The sequence below is a fragment of the Glutamicibacter sp. AGC46 genome (assembly GCF_053543715.1).
The window spans coordinates 30,869-43,085 of the sequence record NZ_JBLVOJ010000005.1; the positions used below are offsets into that span (position 1 = coordinate 30,869).

Below are 12,217 nucleotides of genomic sequence, written 5' to 3' on the forward strand. Positions count from 1 at the left end.
CCATGGTTTTCCCGGAAGCTCTGCCCTTGTTCTCCTGCGATTCTCCTGGCGGGAACGCCGTCACCGTCCGTTGGCGTCTGTGCCTCCCCGCGGATCGTCCAAGGAGCTCGGTCCCCGGATCACGCGGTACAGGCCGTAGATGAAGACCAATGCGCCCCAGCCGGCCACGATCCATAGCGGCCCTGAGGTGCTGTCAGGCGCTGCGAGCAGCGCATAGATGGCGAATCCTACGGCCACGAGCCCGCCGACAATCGCCAGCCACAGGCCAGCGCGATGTTTGCGGGGGCTGTCCGCTGCTTTGCCAGTCATGGCTTCTCCTTTCGCTGGCAGGAAAGTTCAACCTGCGTCATAGCGTTCTTCCCTTTCCTCGGATTCATCTTCGGTGTTCTCGTTGATGCTGCCCCGGCGCACCACGCGCTCGTCGCCCGGCTGGGCATCGTCATCCGGTTGCGTGGTGCGAGCCGGATTCCCGGGCTTCTCGCGTTCACTCATTGCGTCTCCTTCCGTGGCTGTCTGCTATGAATTGCGCAGGGCTTCGATGAGCTCGGCCTTGCGCATTTTAGAACGGCCATCAATGCCGATTTCCTTGGCCCGGTCCTGCAGCTCCCGGACCGTCCAGTCCTCGTAGTCCCCGGCCTTGCCTCCGCGCTTGCCCACTGCTGACCGGCCATCGCGGGCGGCGGCGTTGGCGATGCGCGCCGACTTCTGCTTGGAGTTCCCCTCCTCGCGCAGCTCCTCGTAGAGTTCTTCATCCTTGATCCGGCTCTTGCCTGCCATGGGTTTCCTCCCTCTCACGCTTCGCCAGCCGGCCCCTTCGCAGTGCCAGCACTGTGCGTTCCACGCTAGCCACTTCGCTGATCAGGGGACAGTGCCCCTGCCGGACTTTGCGCTGAATCCCAGACTTCAGCGGTAGCACAATTCATTCAGCGGGGTGCGAAACTGGATCTTCGCAGAAAAAAGTCTGGCTGTTGCCGCCAAAGGTGGAGGTGATCCGCGCGCAGCGGAGGGTCCGGAGCACACTGGAACTGAACCCGGACGCCGCTGAGCGCACCGCGCCGGCGTCCTGCCGCAACAGCAGGAGGAAATCCCATGCCCGAGAAGAATCCCCAGCACCGCAATGAACCGCTCGGTACCGGCACCGGGGGCGAAGACCGTGCCGGCAAGGAAAAGATCAGCCCGCCCGAACAGCGCCAGGAGGAACCCGGCCTGGACCGGGACCTGGAGCCCAAGGCGGATCACGGCGAGCGCAGCTACAAGGGCCGGGACCGGCTGGCCGGAAAGCGCGCCCTAGTCACCGGCGGCGACTCCGGCATCGGCGCGGCGGTGGCCATCGCCTTCGCCCGCGAGGGCGCCAAGGTCGCCTTGGCCTATCTGCCCGCCGAGCAGCCTGACGCCGATGCCATCGCCGGGGTCCTGGAAGATGCCGGAGTCGAAGTCCATCTGCTGCCCGGGGACCTGCGGGACCGCAATTACCGCGATTCATTGATCGATGAGGCGGTGACCGCCCTGGATGGCCTGGACATCCTGGTGAACAACGCCGGCAAGCAGATCAGCGTCGAGTCCCTCCAGGAGCTGAGCGACGAGCAGGTCGAAGCCACCTTCGATGTGAACATTTTCGCGATGTTCGCCTTGAGCCGCGCAGCCCTGCAGGTGCTTCCCGAAGGCGGCTCCATCATCAACACCACCTCCATCCAGGCCTTCGATCCGTCGGACCATCTGATGGACTATGCCGCCACCAAGGGCGCGATCAGCAACTTCACCAAGTCGCTGGCTTCCCAGGCCGCGAAGAAGGGCATCAGGGTCAATGCCGTGGCTCCCGGCCCCATCTGGACTCCGTTGCAGCCTTCGGATGGCCAGCCGATCGAGGCGCTGCCTGAGTTCGGCCACGATACCTGGCTTGGCCGGGCCGGCCAGCCGGTGGAAGTGGCCCCGGCCTATGTGTTCCTGGCCAGCGATGAAGCTTCATACGTGGTCGGTTCCACGGTGCACGTGAACGGCGGCAAGAACCAGCCGTAGGGCCGTGAACCGGTCCCCGGGCGATAGCGCCCGGGGATCAATCCACGTCATCCTTGCTGATGGTGAATTCCATGTTCCTCCGCTCGTATTCGCGCTGGCTGAAGGTAGCGCGCTGGACTTCCTTGACCTCGTCAAAGCTGGAGCCGATGGCTCCGCCCATGGTTCCCAGCGAGGATGCCAGCCATGCAAGATTGATGTATTCGGCCATCGTGACATCATGGCGCAGCTGGTAGGCGAGGTATTCCTGGTCAATGACAATCAGCGAGCCTGCCAGCAGGGCAAGGAACAAGAGCAAGTACATGGCCGTCGCGGCAAACCCGACCGTCAGCACGGTGGCCGCGTTGTAGACGACCATCCGCTCACGGCGGCGGTTGCCCTTGGGCCTCTCCCACAACCGGTTGTGCAGCAGCAGCCAGAGCGTGAGGATCAGGATGCTTGAGACCGTGATCAGCGAAAGCCGCCCGGCAGGCAGGTAGTCGGCCATGGACCAAATGCTCGTGTAGAACACGCCGAATGCACCGGTGGCCACCGCACCTGCCATCGCGGAGGAAAGCCGCGGCACCAGTTTCCACGGCCGGTTGCTGCGCACCATCCCGGCAATCAGCAGCAACCGCCCGCGCAAACCCTCGATGCTCGAGATGCGGTTCTGCTCGTTCTGCCCGTCCTGCCTGCTGGCGTGCACGCTCATCGCGCGGCCCAGCGGGGGCGGCGGCGGAGCCGGCTGCTTGCCGGTAGCCAATTCGCTGACCAGTTCCGCCAATTCCCGCGCCACGGTGCGAGGTCGGGCCAACCCGAGGCTGGGCATGGAAAGCACGGCCGAGGCGTCCTCGACGGAAATCACCGAACGCACCGGCCGGTTCTGCACATAGTGCGGGGCATCGGTCAGGTAGATGATGAAGTCCCAGCCATGCTTCTCCCGCAGCCTGGGCACCTTGTCGTTCAATGCGACCCGTCCGCTCTCCCCCAAGGGCAGGGAGAAGGGTGCCACCTGCACGTCCCATTGCTGCTCCTGCTCCTGCAGCTTCTCCATGACCCCTTCCAGCCGGGCGGCGATCCGATTGGCCATCGCATCGGCTATGCCAGGGTCGGCAATTAATCCCACCGTGCGCTTCTCGGGCTCTTGCACGCTCATCAGCACCTCGCAGCTCTCAGGGCAGCAGCTTGGCCCGCTCCCACAGCACACACTAGGAAGTCGTGCCCGGGCCTGCAGTGCCGTTCAGCAACCTTGCAGGAACCGGCACCGGCAGTGCACGCTTGTTCCCCGGAATTCCGGGGATCCTCGACTCACAGGCAATGCCCATCAAACTTGCCTTGTTGCCTGCGGCCCGGTGTGGAATGGTCGGTGCCATCGCCCCTCTGATGAAGAAAGGACAATCCATGGAATCCAACCAGCCAGAAGAAGAACCGCGACCGGGGAACACTCCAACTCCCGATGAGCCCGCGGAGGAAAAGCAGAATTCTGTCGGGGACCACGAAGACGCGTTCGAGCAGCCAGCCGAGGAGCAGGACCCGGGCCAGGTGGACACCGACCAGTTCAATACCGACTGATCCGCGCTTGTGTTCCCCCGGCGACGATATGACTAGGAGATAACCTCTTGAAAGCATTGACATGGCAAGGTAAGCGAAAGATCGGTTTCAGCGATGTCCCGGATCCGGTGATCCAGGATCCCGGGGACGTCATCATCAAGGTCACTTCCACTGCGATCTGCGGTTCGGACCTGCATCTCTATGAGCTGCTGGGCCCCTACATGCATGCGGGCGACGTACTGGGCCACGAAACCATGGGCATCGTCCAGGAAGTTGGCAGCGGCATTACCAAGCTGTCGGCAGGCGACCGGGTGGTCATCCCGTTCAACATCTCCTGCGGCCACTGCTGGATGTGCCAGCACGACCTGCAGTCGCAGTGCGAGACCACCCAGGTGCGCAAGCACGGCAAGGGCGCCCAATTCTTCGGGTACTCCGAACTCTACGGACAGGTGCCCGGCGGCCAAGCCGAATACCTGCGCGTGCCCCATGCCGATTACGGTGCGGTGAAAGTTGGCGACCAGCTGCCTGACCACCGCTACCTTTTCCTCTCCGATATCCTGCCCACCGCGTGGCAGGGCGTGCACTACGCCAATGTCCCGGAGGGCGGAACCCTCGCGGTCTACGGGCTCGGGCCGGTGGGCCAGCTCGCCGCGCGCATCGGCCGCCACCTGGGCTATGAGGTGCTGGGCATCGACCCGGTGGCAGAACGCCGCGCCATGGCCGAGCGCCACGGCATCCAGACCCTGGACTTCACCAAGGACACCGTGGGCGAATTGCGCGGGCGCACCGGGCGCGGCCCCGATGCCGTGCTCGATGCGGTGGGCATGGAAGCCCATGGTTCCCCGGTCTCCTCGATGTTCCAGCAAGCCACCGGGTTGCTGCCGGACAGGGCCGCGCAGCTGGCCATGGAGAACGTCTCCGCGGACCGCACCAGCGTGCTGGATTCGGCCATCGATGCCGTGCGCCGCGGCGGCACCCTGTCGATCAGCGGCGTCTATGCCGGGGCCGCCACCCCGATGCCGATGGTGAAGCTGTTCGACAAGCAGATCCAGATCCGCCAAGGCCAATGCAATGTGCGCTCATGGACCCAGAAGCTGCTGCCGCTGGCCGAGGATGCAGCCGATCCGCTGGGCCTGGACGACTTGGTCACGCACGAGCAGCCCCTCTCGAACGGTCCGCAGATGTACGAGACCTTCCAGAAGAAGCAGGATTCATGCATCAAGGTGGTGCTCAAGCCCTAGCGGCTAGGCGCTTTTCTTCCCGGAACCGGAGGCCTTCTTCTTGTGTGGCGAGGAGGAGGCCTCCTTTGCCGCTGCCTTCTTGGTGGCCGGCTTCTTCGTGGCCGGCTTCTTGGCAGCCGCCGTTTTCTTCGCAGGTTTCTTCGCCGCTGGCTTCTTCGCCGCAGAGGCCTTCCCATCCTTGGCTGCCTTGGCCGGGACCTTGGCATTTCGCCCGTCAATGCTGCGTTTGAGCGCCTCCATCAGATCGATGACCTCCCCGGACTCGCTGCCCTGGTCCTGGGAACCGAAGGTCGCCTCCGTATCCAGGTCCTCGCCCTGCTCAATTTTCGCTTCGATCAGCGCCTGCAGCTGGACCTGGTAGTCATCCTGGAACTCGTCCGGCGTGAAATCGCTGCTGTACTGGTCCACCAGGGCGGCAGACATCTTCAGTTCCTGCTCGCTGATCCGCGGTGATTTCTCCGCTGCCACCGCCTCGGCATCGCGCAGCTCGTCCGCCCACATCACCGCTTGCAGCACCATCACCTTGGAACGGACACGCAAGATGCCCAGGCGGGTCTTCTGGCGCAGGGCGAAGCGCACCACTGCCAGCTTCTCGGTGTCCTGAAGCGTTCGGCGCAACAGCTCGTAGGCCTTGGGCGACTTGGAGTCCGCCTGGAGATAGTAGCTCTTCTCCAGCATCAAAGGATCCACTTGGCCGGCCGGGACGAACTGGACCACCTCGATTTCGCGGCTCTTCTCCGCGGGCAACGCGTCCATGTCCTCATCGGTAAGCACAATGGTCCGTTCCCCGTCCTCATAGGCCTTGTCCAGATCCTTGTAGGCGATTTTCTTCCCGCACACTTCGCATCGGCGCTCGTAGCGGATCCGTCCGCCATCCTTGTCATGGACCTGATGCAGGTCGATGTCGTGGTCCTCGGTGGCGCCGTAGGCCTTGACCGGCACGTTCACCAGGCCGAAGGCAATTGATCCAGTCCAGATAGCTCGCATGGGCATAGTGAAGCATCTTTCCAGCCAGCGCGTCACTGCCCCCGACGATACTGGCAGGCGGCTCTGAGGTTCGGCAGCGCGAAACGCAAAGCTTGCTTGGAACGCTGGATTCCCCGGCGCCGCTCGGGAAGATTGGCACCCATAAGGCAAAGCAAAGGACAGCGCATGGCACGCAGGGAGCAAACCGTCACAGTCGCGGGGCACACGCTGAAGGTCAGCAATCTGGACAAGGTCCTGTACCCGCAGACCGGAACCACCAAGGGCGAAGTCATGGATTACTTCCAGCAAGTGGCTCCGGTGCTGATTCCGCATGCCGCGTGGCGCCCGGCCACCCGCAAGCGCTGGGTGGACGGCGTGGGGACTCCCGAAGAACCGGGCAAGGTGTTTTTCCGCAAGGATCTCGAGGACTCCGCCCCCGGCTGGATTCCCTCGGCCAAGCTGCAGCACAAGACCCACTCGAATACCTATCCGCTGGTCAACAACGAGGCGGTGCTGGCCTGGATGGCCCAGGTGGCTGCGCTGGAAATCCATGTTCCGCAGTGGCGCTTCGATTCCTCGCTGGAACCAGCCAACCCGGACCGGCTGGTGCTGGACCTGGATCCCGGTCCGGGCGCCGGCTTGGAGCAGTGCGCTGAAGTCGCCTTGATCTGCCGGGAGATTCTCGACGGCATGGACCTGCCCAGCTTTCCGGTGACCTCCGGTTCCAAGGGCATCCACCTCTATGCCGGGCTGGATGGCAAATACACCTCGGAGCAGGTCAACGAGGTGGCCAAGGAATTGGCCTCCACCTTGCAGAAGGAGCATCCGCAACTGGTACTCGCCAGCATGAAGCGCTCGCTGCGCGAAAACAAGGTGTTCGTGGACTGGAGCCAGAACAACGCCTCGAAGACTACCGTCTGTCCGTATTCGCTGCGCGGCCGCGCACGGCCAACCGTCGCCGCCCCGCGGACCTGGGAGGAAATCGAAGCGCCGGGGTTGGAGCAGTTGGACTTCCATGAGGTGCTGGAACGCATTGCTGATGGAATCGATCCGCTGGCGCAACTGGCCTCGGTACAACAGCAGGACCCGGATCGTTTGGCGGTCTACCGCTCCAAGCGGGATGCGGCGCTGACCCCTGAACCGGTGCCGGAGCAATCCGGGAAGGCAGCCAAGTCCGGGAAGGCCCAGTCCATGCCGCCGGGCGGAAAGGACGGCACCGGGCGGTCCTTTGTCATCCAGGAACACCACGCCCGCGCGCTGCATTGGGATTTCCGCCTGGAGCACGACGGAGTGCTGGTCTCCTGGGCGGTGCCCAAAGGCCCACCCCTGGAACCAGGAATCCAGCGCTTGGCGGTCATGACCGAAGACCATCCGCTCTCCTACGCAAGCTTCGAAGGCAGCATCCCCAAGGGCCAATACGGTGCCGGGGAAGTATCAATCTGGGATTCGGGCAGTTGCACCATCGAGAAGTGGCGCGAAGGCAAAGAAGTCATCGCGGTGCTCACCGGCTCACGCGAGGGCGGGCTGGGCGGAGTGGACCGGCGGTTCGTGCTGATCCAGGCCGCAGGGATGGGCGGCAAGGACAATTGGCTGCTGCAGCTGGCCAAGGAACAGCCGGGCGGAGGCGAGGCGGGAACGTCCGCTGATTCCGGTGGCGGAGAACCGGAGGCTGCTCGCGAGCCTAGCGCCAAGCAGGCCGTGGCTGATCTGTCGGGCCAAGCGTTGCGCCCCATGCTGGCCACTGCCGGCACTGCTCGGGAGATCTCCGGCGAGCGGGGTTGGAGCTTTGAAATGAAATGGGACGGCTACCGCGCGTTGGCAGTAGTCGATGGCGCCAAAACCAAGCTGATCAGCCGCAACGGCCACGACCTGACCGGAGACTTCCCGGAACTCGAAATCCTCGGTTCGCTGCTGCCGGAACGCTGTGTGGTGGACGGGGAAATCGTCGCCCTGGATTCTTCGGGCCGCCCTGACTTCTCGCTGCTCCAGCAACGGGTGGCCCACCAGCGGAAGAAACGCACGAAGCAGGCCTCGGCCATCAGGATCCAGTACCTGGTCTTCGACGTGCTGCAGCTGCCATATGACAAGGATGCAGGACTGGTGGATCTGACTGCTCTGCCCTACGAGCAACGCCGCCAACGGCTTGCGGGCCTGGATCTCGACCACCAGTACCTGCAGGTGCCACCGGCCCACACCGGGACCTTGGAGCAGGCCATCGAGACCAGCCGTGCGCTGGGCCTGGAAGGCGTGGTGGCCAAGGAACGCGACTCCGTCTACGAGCTGGGCCGGCGCAGCACCAGCTGGGTGAAGCTCAAGCACCAGCGGCACCAGGAAGCTGTGGTGATTGGCTGGCGGTCTGGACAGGGGTCGCGTCGCCGCAGCCTGGCCTCGCTGCTGCTGGCCATTCCGGGAAATGGCGGCTTGGAATACGCCGGCCGGGTGGGCACCGGATTCAGCGACGCGCAACTGGCCGAAATCCGCGAGCGGCTTGAAAAGATCGAACGCAAGACTCCCCCGGCCAAGAACATCCCGGCAGCGCATCAAAGCGATGCGCACTGGGTGAGCCCGAAATACGTGGCAGAAGTCCGATACAGCGAACTGACCTCGGACCGCCTTCTGCGCCACCCGGTGTGGCGCGGCTGGCGCGAAGACAAGCAACCGGATGAGGTCCGCTGGGAACCGGCAGATCCGGCCGGGAACCAAACTCCAACTAACCGCTAACAGAGGAGCAGAACATGAAATTGCTGACAAAGATCTTCGGAACCCTGATCTCGCTCGGCGCAGGCTGGCTCGGCGCCAAGCTCGTCTCCGGGGTCTGGCATAAAGCCATGGGTGAAGAACCGCCATCGCTGGCCAACCCCGAAAAGCAGCAGCAGGCGGCCGTAGGCAAGGTCCTGGCGTTCGCCGTGATATCAGGGGCAAGCGCTTCTGCCATCCAGGCTATGGCCAAACGGTGGACACGTTCCCTCGAAGCCAAGGCCGCCAACCGCTAGCAGGCCGCATTCTGGCCAGTTCCCGGATGCACCGGGTCGCGCAGCTGTTGCCCAGTTGCACGGCTCGGTGTTTCCGTGGGTGCGTGGCAGCTTTCTGCGCGGTGTCCACTGCCCTGGTGCATCGCGGATGGCTGATGGCCTGCGGGAATTGCATAGTGATCAATTGGCCGGCCGACAGCTTCTCCAGCAGGCAGAACTGCCAACGGGAACGCAGGCTTTTGCACCAGCCGGTTCCGTTGCCAGGAGCTGGATCAGGCCTTGGCAGCAGCCAAGTCTTCCTTGCCTGCCTTGGAAGCGTGCACCACGGCCCATCGCGAGGTTATTGCCTTGGCGAAGTAATCGGAACGCTCTCGACAGGCGATCTGCGCCGGCAGCCAAGAACAACCCGGAAAGTTCGGTAACCGCGAAGACACCAGGGCACGACTGCGCAACGGTCCAGTCCGATGGAAATATATCCCAGAGGCCTCTGGCATTGAGTGCATCCACTGAATTAGAATGAAAACAAAATATCACTATATGAAAGTTGAATCGATGACTGCCCATTCTTCTCCGCTCACCGCCGGCCAGCCAGCGCCAGCCTTCTCCCTGCAAGATGCCAAGGGAGAGACCATCTCGCTTTCGGATTATTCAGGGCAGAAAGTCATCGTGTATTTCTACCCCAAGGCCGCGACTCCCGGCTGCACCACCGAGGCCTGCGATTTCCGCGACAACCTCAATTCGCTGCAGGCCGCAGGATTCTCCGTTCTGGGCATCTCCCCGGACGCGCCAGAAGAGCTGGCAGCCTTCGCTAGCGATGAATCGCTGAACTTCCCGCTGCTTTCCGACCCGGGCAACGAAGTTGCCAAAGCCTACGGCTCCTACGGTGAAAAGAACATCGGGGAAAAGACCGTCGTGGGCACCCTGCGCTCCACCGCTGTCATCGATGAAGACGGCAGCATCCGCCAAATTGAATATGCCGTGGATGCCCAGGGGCATGTGGCGCGACTTCGCGATTCCCTCGGAATCTAGAGGATTCCGCACCCGGATCTTTCCGGTGCCAGCCCGGATGCTTCGAGCCGGGGCCAGCTTTCACCGGCCCCGGCCACACCCTGCAGTCTGCAGTCTGCGTTGAGGATCCCTGGACGGCAAGCTACATCTGCATCTCGGAATGGGCATTGGCCAACAGATGCGTGAAAGCACCACGCTCGAATGCAGCCCGCTGGCGGACCGCTCCATTGCCTGTCTCCAGCATGTTCCTGAGTGAAATCACGGCATAGTCGTAATCTCCATGAGCCCTCAATGCGTCCTCAATGAGTCGGAGCATTCTGCGGGCCAGTTCCTCCACAGCGACCTGCTCTCCGGTTCGCGTGTCCACGTGCACTCCGGTGATTCCGTTCTTGGCCGCTTGCCACAATGAGAGGTCCAGGACTTCGGGCAGATACTCGATCGCATCGAATTCGCCGGCCACCGCAGTCTCGACCAGCCCTCGCATGAGCACGGCCAGCAATACCGAATCCTGCGCTCTCAACTGCGAGTCCGCGACCCGAATTTCGAGTGTCGGGTACTTTTCCGACAACCGGGCGGACCATCCGATGTGGCCTGGGTCGGGAACTGCATCGGTTCCATTGATTCGCGCAAGCCGAGTCCCATAGTCTTTCGAATCCTTGAAGTACGGCGGAATTCCCTGGACGGACCACTTTCGATAGTGAATGGTTCTCCACGATGAAAAGTTGCTGTCGCCCCCTTTCCAATACGGAGAATTGGCGCCCAGGGCGCAAAGAAATGGCAGCCATCCGCGCAAGAAGTTCAGCGCACGAATTCCCGCTTCGGAATCAGGGATGGACACATGGACGTGCAAACCGCACATGTAATGCTCTGACGCTATTCCGGAAACGAAGTTGCCGATTTCCCGATACCTTGCATTATCGGTCAGCTCCGGAGCCTGCTGGGCAACCATCGGCGCCGCGCCCAAACCCGCGACCAGCAGGCCGCGGGAGGCCGCTTCGCCTGCCAGAGCACTGCGGAAACTTCCCAGCTCATGCAGGGCCTGATCCCGGTCTTCGCAGATGGCGCTGGCATGTTCTATTTGGCAAGCAAGCAGTTCGTTCTGCACTTCGCCATTGCGTTGCGAATCCAGCGCTTGCCGTAACGCTTCTTTATCCGTGCTGGCCGGCAACCCTGTTTCTGCGTCGAACATGAAGAATTCTTCTTCAATTCCAAAGGTGCTCATTTCGTGCCTCCCGGAATATGGTTGCTAGGGCGTCGGACCAGCAACCGGCCTGTGTTGACTTACTGCTGGCTAACCTGGTCTGCCTGATGGGAACTAGCGGAGAACTGCTCATCACTCTTCTGGCGCGGAACGGATTGCCGCATGCTCAATCCCCTTTCAGCTAGGCTGCGAATTCCCGGATGGCCGCAGCTTCATCCGTCTCGGTGGCTTGCGTTCTGCGAAAGCGGATTCTGAAACAGTAGATCCTGTAGCCTGGCCGCATCTGCTTGCCCGATGGATTCTCATGGTTTTCCCATCAACCCAGAATGAATCGGACATGAAATCTGAACTAGCTGTGAGGTTCAGGGACATTGTTTAGTCGGGCGAAGGGTGCGCAGCCAATCGCTGAGTGGTGTCGGTGGTGGTTGTAGAAGTGGAGCCAGCCGGGCAGAGCCAGGCGTCGCTCGGCGTTTGAACCGTAAAACTTGGCATAAGCCCACCCGCCCCCGAGTGTGCGGTGGAACCGCTCGATCGTCCCGTTCGTCTGCGGCTGGTGGGGAGGTGCTCGCTTGTGTCTGATGCCAAGCCGAGCGCAGAAGTCCCTCCAAAGGTGGGATCTGTAGGCCGACCCGTTGCCGGATAGGACTCGCTCGACGGTCACGCCCCGTTCAGCGAACCAGGCCACAGCGCGTTCGAGAACTCCCACCGCTGTGCTTGCCCGCTCGTCCATGCAGATCTCTGCATAAGCGGCTCGGGGGTGGTCGTCGATCACTGTGTGAACGAACGCCGTTCCGGTCCGCGGCTTGTGGTCTTTGCCTCTGGGCAGTCCCGGAGTGGCGGTTCTGTTCCGTGCGCCTTGCTGCCGACCAACGTAACGATGTCCACCACCGTCGGGGATATTCCCGAACTTCGTGACATCGACATGGATCAACGATCCCGGATAAGGGTGCCCATGTCGCCGCAAGGGCTCCCCAGTGACACGATCGATACGGGATGAGGAGGTTCACGCGGCAACGGGCGAGGACCGCGTGAACCCTGGACGCCGGGAGACCAAGTCACGCAGCGATCTGGGCTGGACCAGCCGAAGTCGCAAGCGCAGATTGATGATCTGCTTCTTCTAGGCATGCTCGGACGTCCTGCCTGGACTGCAATGCGGCCTGCTGGAGCGATCCTGCATCCCATGCCCACCCTCTTCCCGTCAACGACCGGCCCCCTTCCGGGCAGTGATCGGAGAGAGCATATACATCTTCGCTGCCATCGTGGCGGGGGAGCCCGTCTTCAACAAT

General features: G+C 62.7%; 12 protein-coding genes and 1 pseudogene. 6 read left to right on the forward strand and 7 right to left on the reverse strand.

Annotated elements, in window-relative coordinates; genetic code table 11:
- Positions 1-60: 60 nt before the first annotated feature.
- Genes ACNPM8_RS01085 through ACNPM8_RS01095 form a run of 3 tightly spaced genes read right to left on the reverse strand, consistent with a single transcriptional unit; the run spans position 61 to position 777 of the window.
- A complete protein-coding gene (locus ACNPM8_RS01085; protein ID WP_105656078.1) occupies positions 61-309 on the reverse strand; it encodes a hypothetical protein in 249 nt (82 codons plus the stop codon).
- A gap of 27 nt (positions 310-336) precedes the next feature.
- Entirely contained in the window at positions 337-492 is a 156-nt protein-coding gene (locus ACNPM8_RS01090; protein WP_448939059.1) for a hypothetical protein, read from the reverse strand.
- 24 nt (positions 493-516) lie between these two features.
- The gene (locus ACNPM8_RS01095; RefSeq protein ID WP_105656077.1) at positions 517-777 is read right to left on the reverse strand and encodes a DUF7218 family protein; all 261 of its coding nucleotides are present in this window, start codon (positions 775-777) and stop codon (positions 517-519) included.
- Between the two features lie 312 nt (positions 778-1,089).
- On the opposite strand from ACNPM8_RS01095, the gene ACNPM8_RS01100 reads away from it, so the two are divergent.
- The gene (locus ACNPM8_RS01100; protein WP_448939060.1) at positions 1,090-2,016 is read left to right on the forward strand and encodes an SDR family oxidoreductase; all 927 of its coding nucleotides are present in this window, start codon (positions 1,090-1,092) and stop codon (positions 2,014-2,016) included.
- A 37-nt stretch (positions 2,017-2,053) separates the two neighbouring features.
- Here ACNPM8_RS01100 and ACNPM8_RS01105 read toward each other — a convergent pair whose 3' ends face one another.
- Positions 2,054-3,148 carry a hypothetical protein gene (locus tag ACNPM8_RS01105; RefSeq protein ID WP_448939061.1) on the reverse strand — a complete coding sequence of 365 codons (1,095 nt, stop codon included), beginning with the start codon at positions 3,146-3,148 and terminating at the stop codon, positions 2,054-2,056.
- 245 nt (positions 3,149-3,393) lie between these two features.
- On the opposite strand from ACNPM8_RS01105, the gene ACNPM8_RS01110 reads away from it, so the two are divergent.
- Both ACNPM8_RS01110 and ACNPM8_RS01115 read left to right on the forward strand, forming a co-directional pair.
- On the forward strand, positions 3,394-3,564 hold the full coding sequence (locus ACNPM8_RS01110; RefSeq protein WP_448939062.1) for a hypothetical protein: 171 nt from the start codon (positions 3,394-3,396) through the stop codon (positions 3,562-3,564).
- A gap of 47 nt (positions 3,565-3,611) precedes the next feature.
- Positions 3,612-4,784 carry an alcohol dehydrogenase catalytic domain-containing protein gene (locus tag ACNPM8_RS01115; protein ID WP_448939063.1) on the forward strand — a complete coding sequence of 391 codons (1,173 nt, stop codon included), beginning with the start codon at positions 3,612-3,614 and terminating at the stop codon, positions 4,782-4,784.
- 3 nt (positions 4,785-4,787) lie between these two features.
- Here ACNPM8_RS01115 and ku read toward each other — a convergent pair whose 3' ends face one another.
- Positions 4,788-5,777: a non-homologous end joining protein Ku gene (gene ku / locus ACNPM8_RS01120; RefSeq protein WP_448939064.1), complete on the reverse strand. Its 990-nt coding sequence runs from the start codon at positions 5,775-5,777 to the stop codon at positions 4,788-4,790.
- Between the two features lie 159 nt (positions 5,778-5,936).
- Between ku and ACNPM8_RS01125 the strand changes: the two genes are divergently transcribed.
- The 3 genes from ACNPM8_RS01125 (at position 5,937) to bcp (ending at position 9,751) form a co-directional block, all read left to right on the forward strand.
- Positions 5,937-8,471 (forward strand): ATP-dependent DNA ligase, encoded by a 2,535-nt coding sequence (locus tag ACNPM8_RS01125; protein ID WP_448939065.1) that lies wholly within the window; start codon positions 5,937-5,939, stop codon positions 8,469-8,471.
- Between the two features lie 14 nt (positions 8,472-8,485).
- On the forward strand, positions 8,486-8,743 hold the full coding sequence (locus ACNPM8_RS01130) for a DUF4235 domain-containing protein (protein ID WP_448939066.1): 258 nt from the start codon (positions 8,486-8,488) through the stop codon (positions 8,741-8,743).
- Positions 8,744-9,274: 531 nt separating this feature from the next.
- The gene (gene bcp / locus ACNPM8_RS01135; RefSeq protein ID WP_105656374.1) at positions 9,275-9,751 is read left to right on the forward strand and encodes a thioredoxin-dependent thiol peroxidase; all 477 of its coding nucleotides are present in this window, start codon (positions 9,275-9,277) and stop codon (positions 9,749-9,751) included.
- A gap of 121 nt (positions 9,752-9,872) precedes the next feature.
- On the opposite strand, the gene ACNPM8_RS01140 is transcribed toward bcp, so the two are convergent.
- Complete coding sequence (locus ACNPM8_RS01140; protein WP_448939067.1) at positions 9,873-10,952, reverse strand: carboxylate-amine ligase; 1,080 nt, start codon at positions 10,950-10,952, stop codon at positions 9,873-9,875.
- A gap of 328 nt (positions 10,953-11,280) precedes the next feature.
- A pseudogene (locus ACNPM8_RS01145) lies at positions 11,281-12,216 on the reverse strand (IS481 family transposase).
- Position 12,217 lies beyond the last annotated feature (1 nt).

Coding starts and splice junctions, on each gene's coding strand:
- ACNPM8_RS01085 (WP_105656078.1), bottom strand. CDS start 309: ATGACTGGCAAAGCAGCGGACAGCCCCCGCAAACATCGCGCTGGCCTG.
- ACNPM8_RS01090 (WP_448939059.1), bottom strand. CDS start 492: ATGAGTGAACGCGAGAAGCCCGGGAATCCGGCTCGCACCACGCAACCG.
- ACNPM8_RS01095 (WP_105656077.1), bottom strand. CDS start 777: ATGGCAGGCAAGAGCCGGATCAAGGATGAAGAACTCTACGAGGAGCTG.
- ACNPM8_RS01100 (WP_448939060.1), top strand. CDS start 1,090: ATGCCCGAGAAGAATCCCCAGCACCGCAATGAACCGCTCGGTACCGGC.
- ACNPM8_RS01105 (WP_448939061.1), bottom strand. CDS start 3,148: ATGAGCGTGCAAGAGCCCGAGAAGCGCACGGTGGGATTAATTGCCGAC.
- ACNPM8_RS01110 (WP_448939062.1), top strand. CDS start 3,394: ATGGAATCCAACCAGCCAGAAGAAGAACCGCGACCGGGGAACACTCCA.
- ku (WP_448939064.1), bottom strand. CDS start 5,777: ATGCCCATGCGAGCTATCTGGACTGGATCAATTGCCTTCGGCCTGGTG.
- ACNPM8_RS01125 (WP_448939065.1), top strand. CDS start 5,937: ATGGCACGCAGGGAGCAAACCGTCACAGTCGCGGGGCACACGCTGAAG.
- ACNPM8_RS01130 (WP_448939066.1), top strand. CDS start 8,486: ATGAAATTGCTGACAAAGATCTTCGGAACCCTGATCTCGCTCGGCGCA.
- bcp (WP_105656374.1), top strand. CDS start 9,275: ATGACTGCCCATTCTTCTCCGCTCACCGCCGGCCAGCCAGCGCCAGCC.
- ACNPM8_RS01140 (WP_448939067.1), bottom strand. CDS start 10,952: ATGAGCACCTTTGGAATTGAAGAAGAATTCTTCATGTTCGACGCAGAA.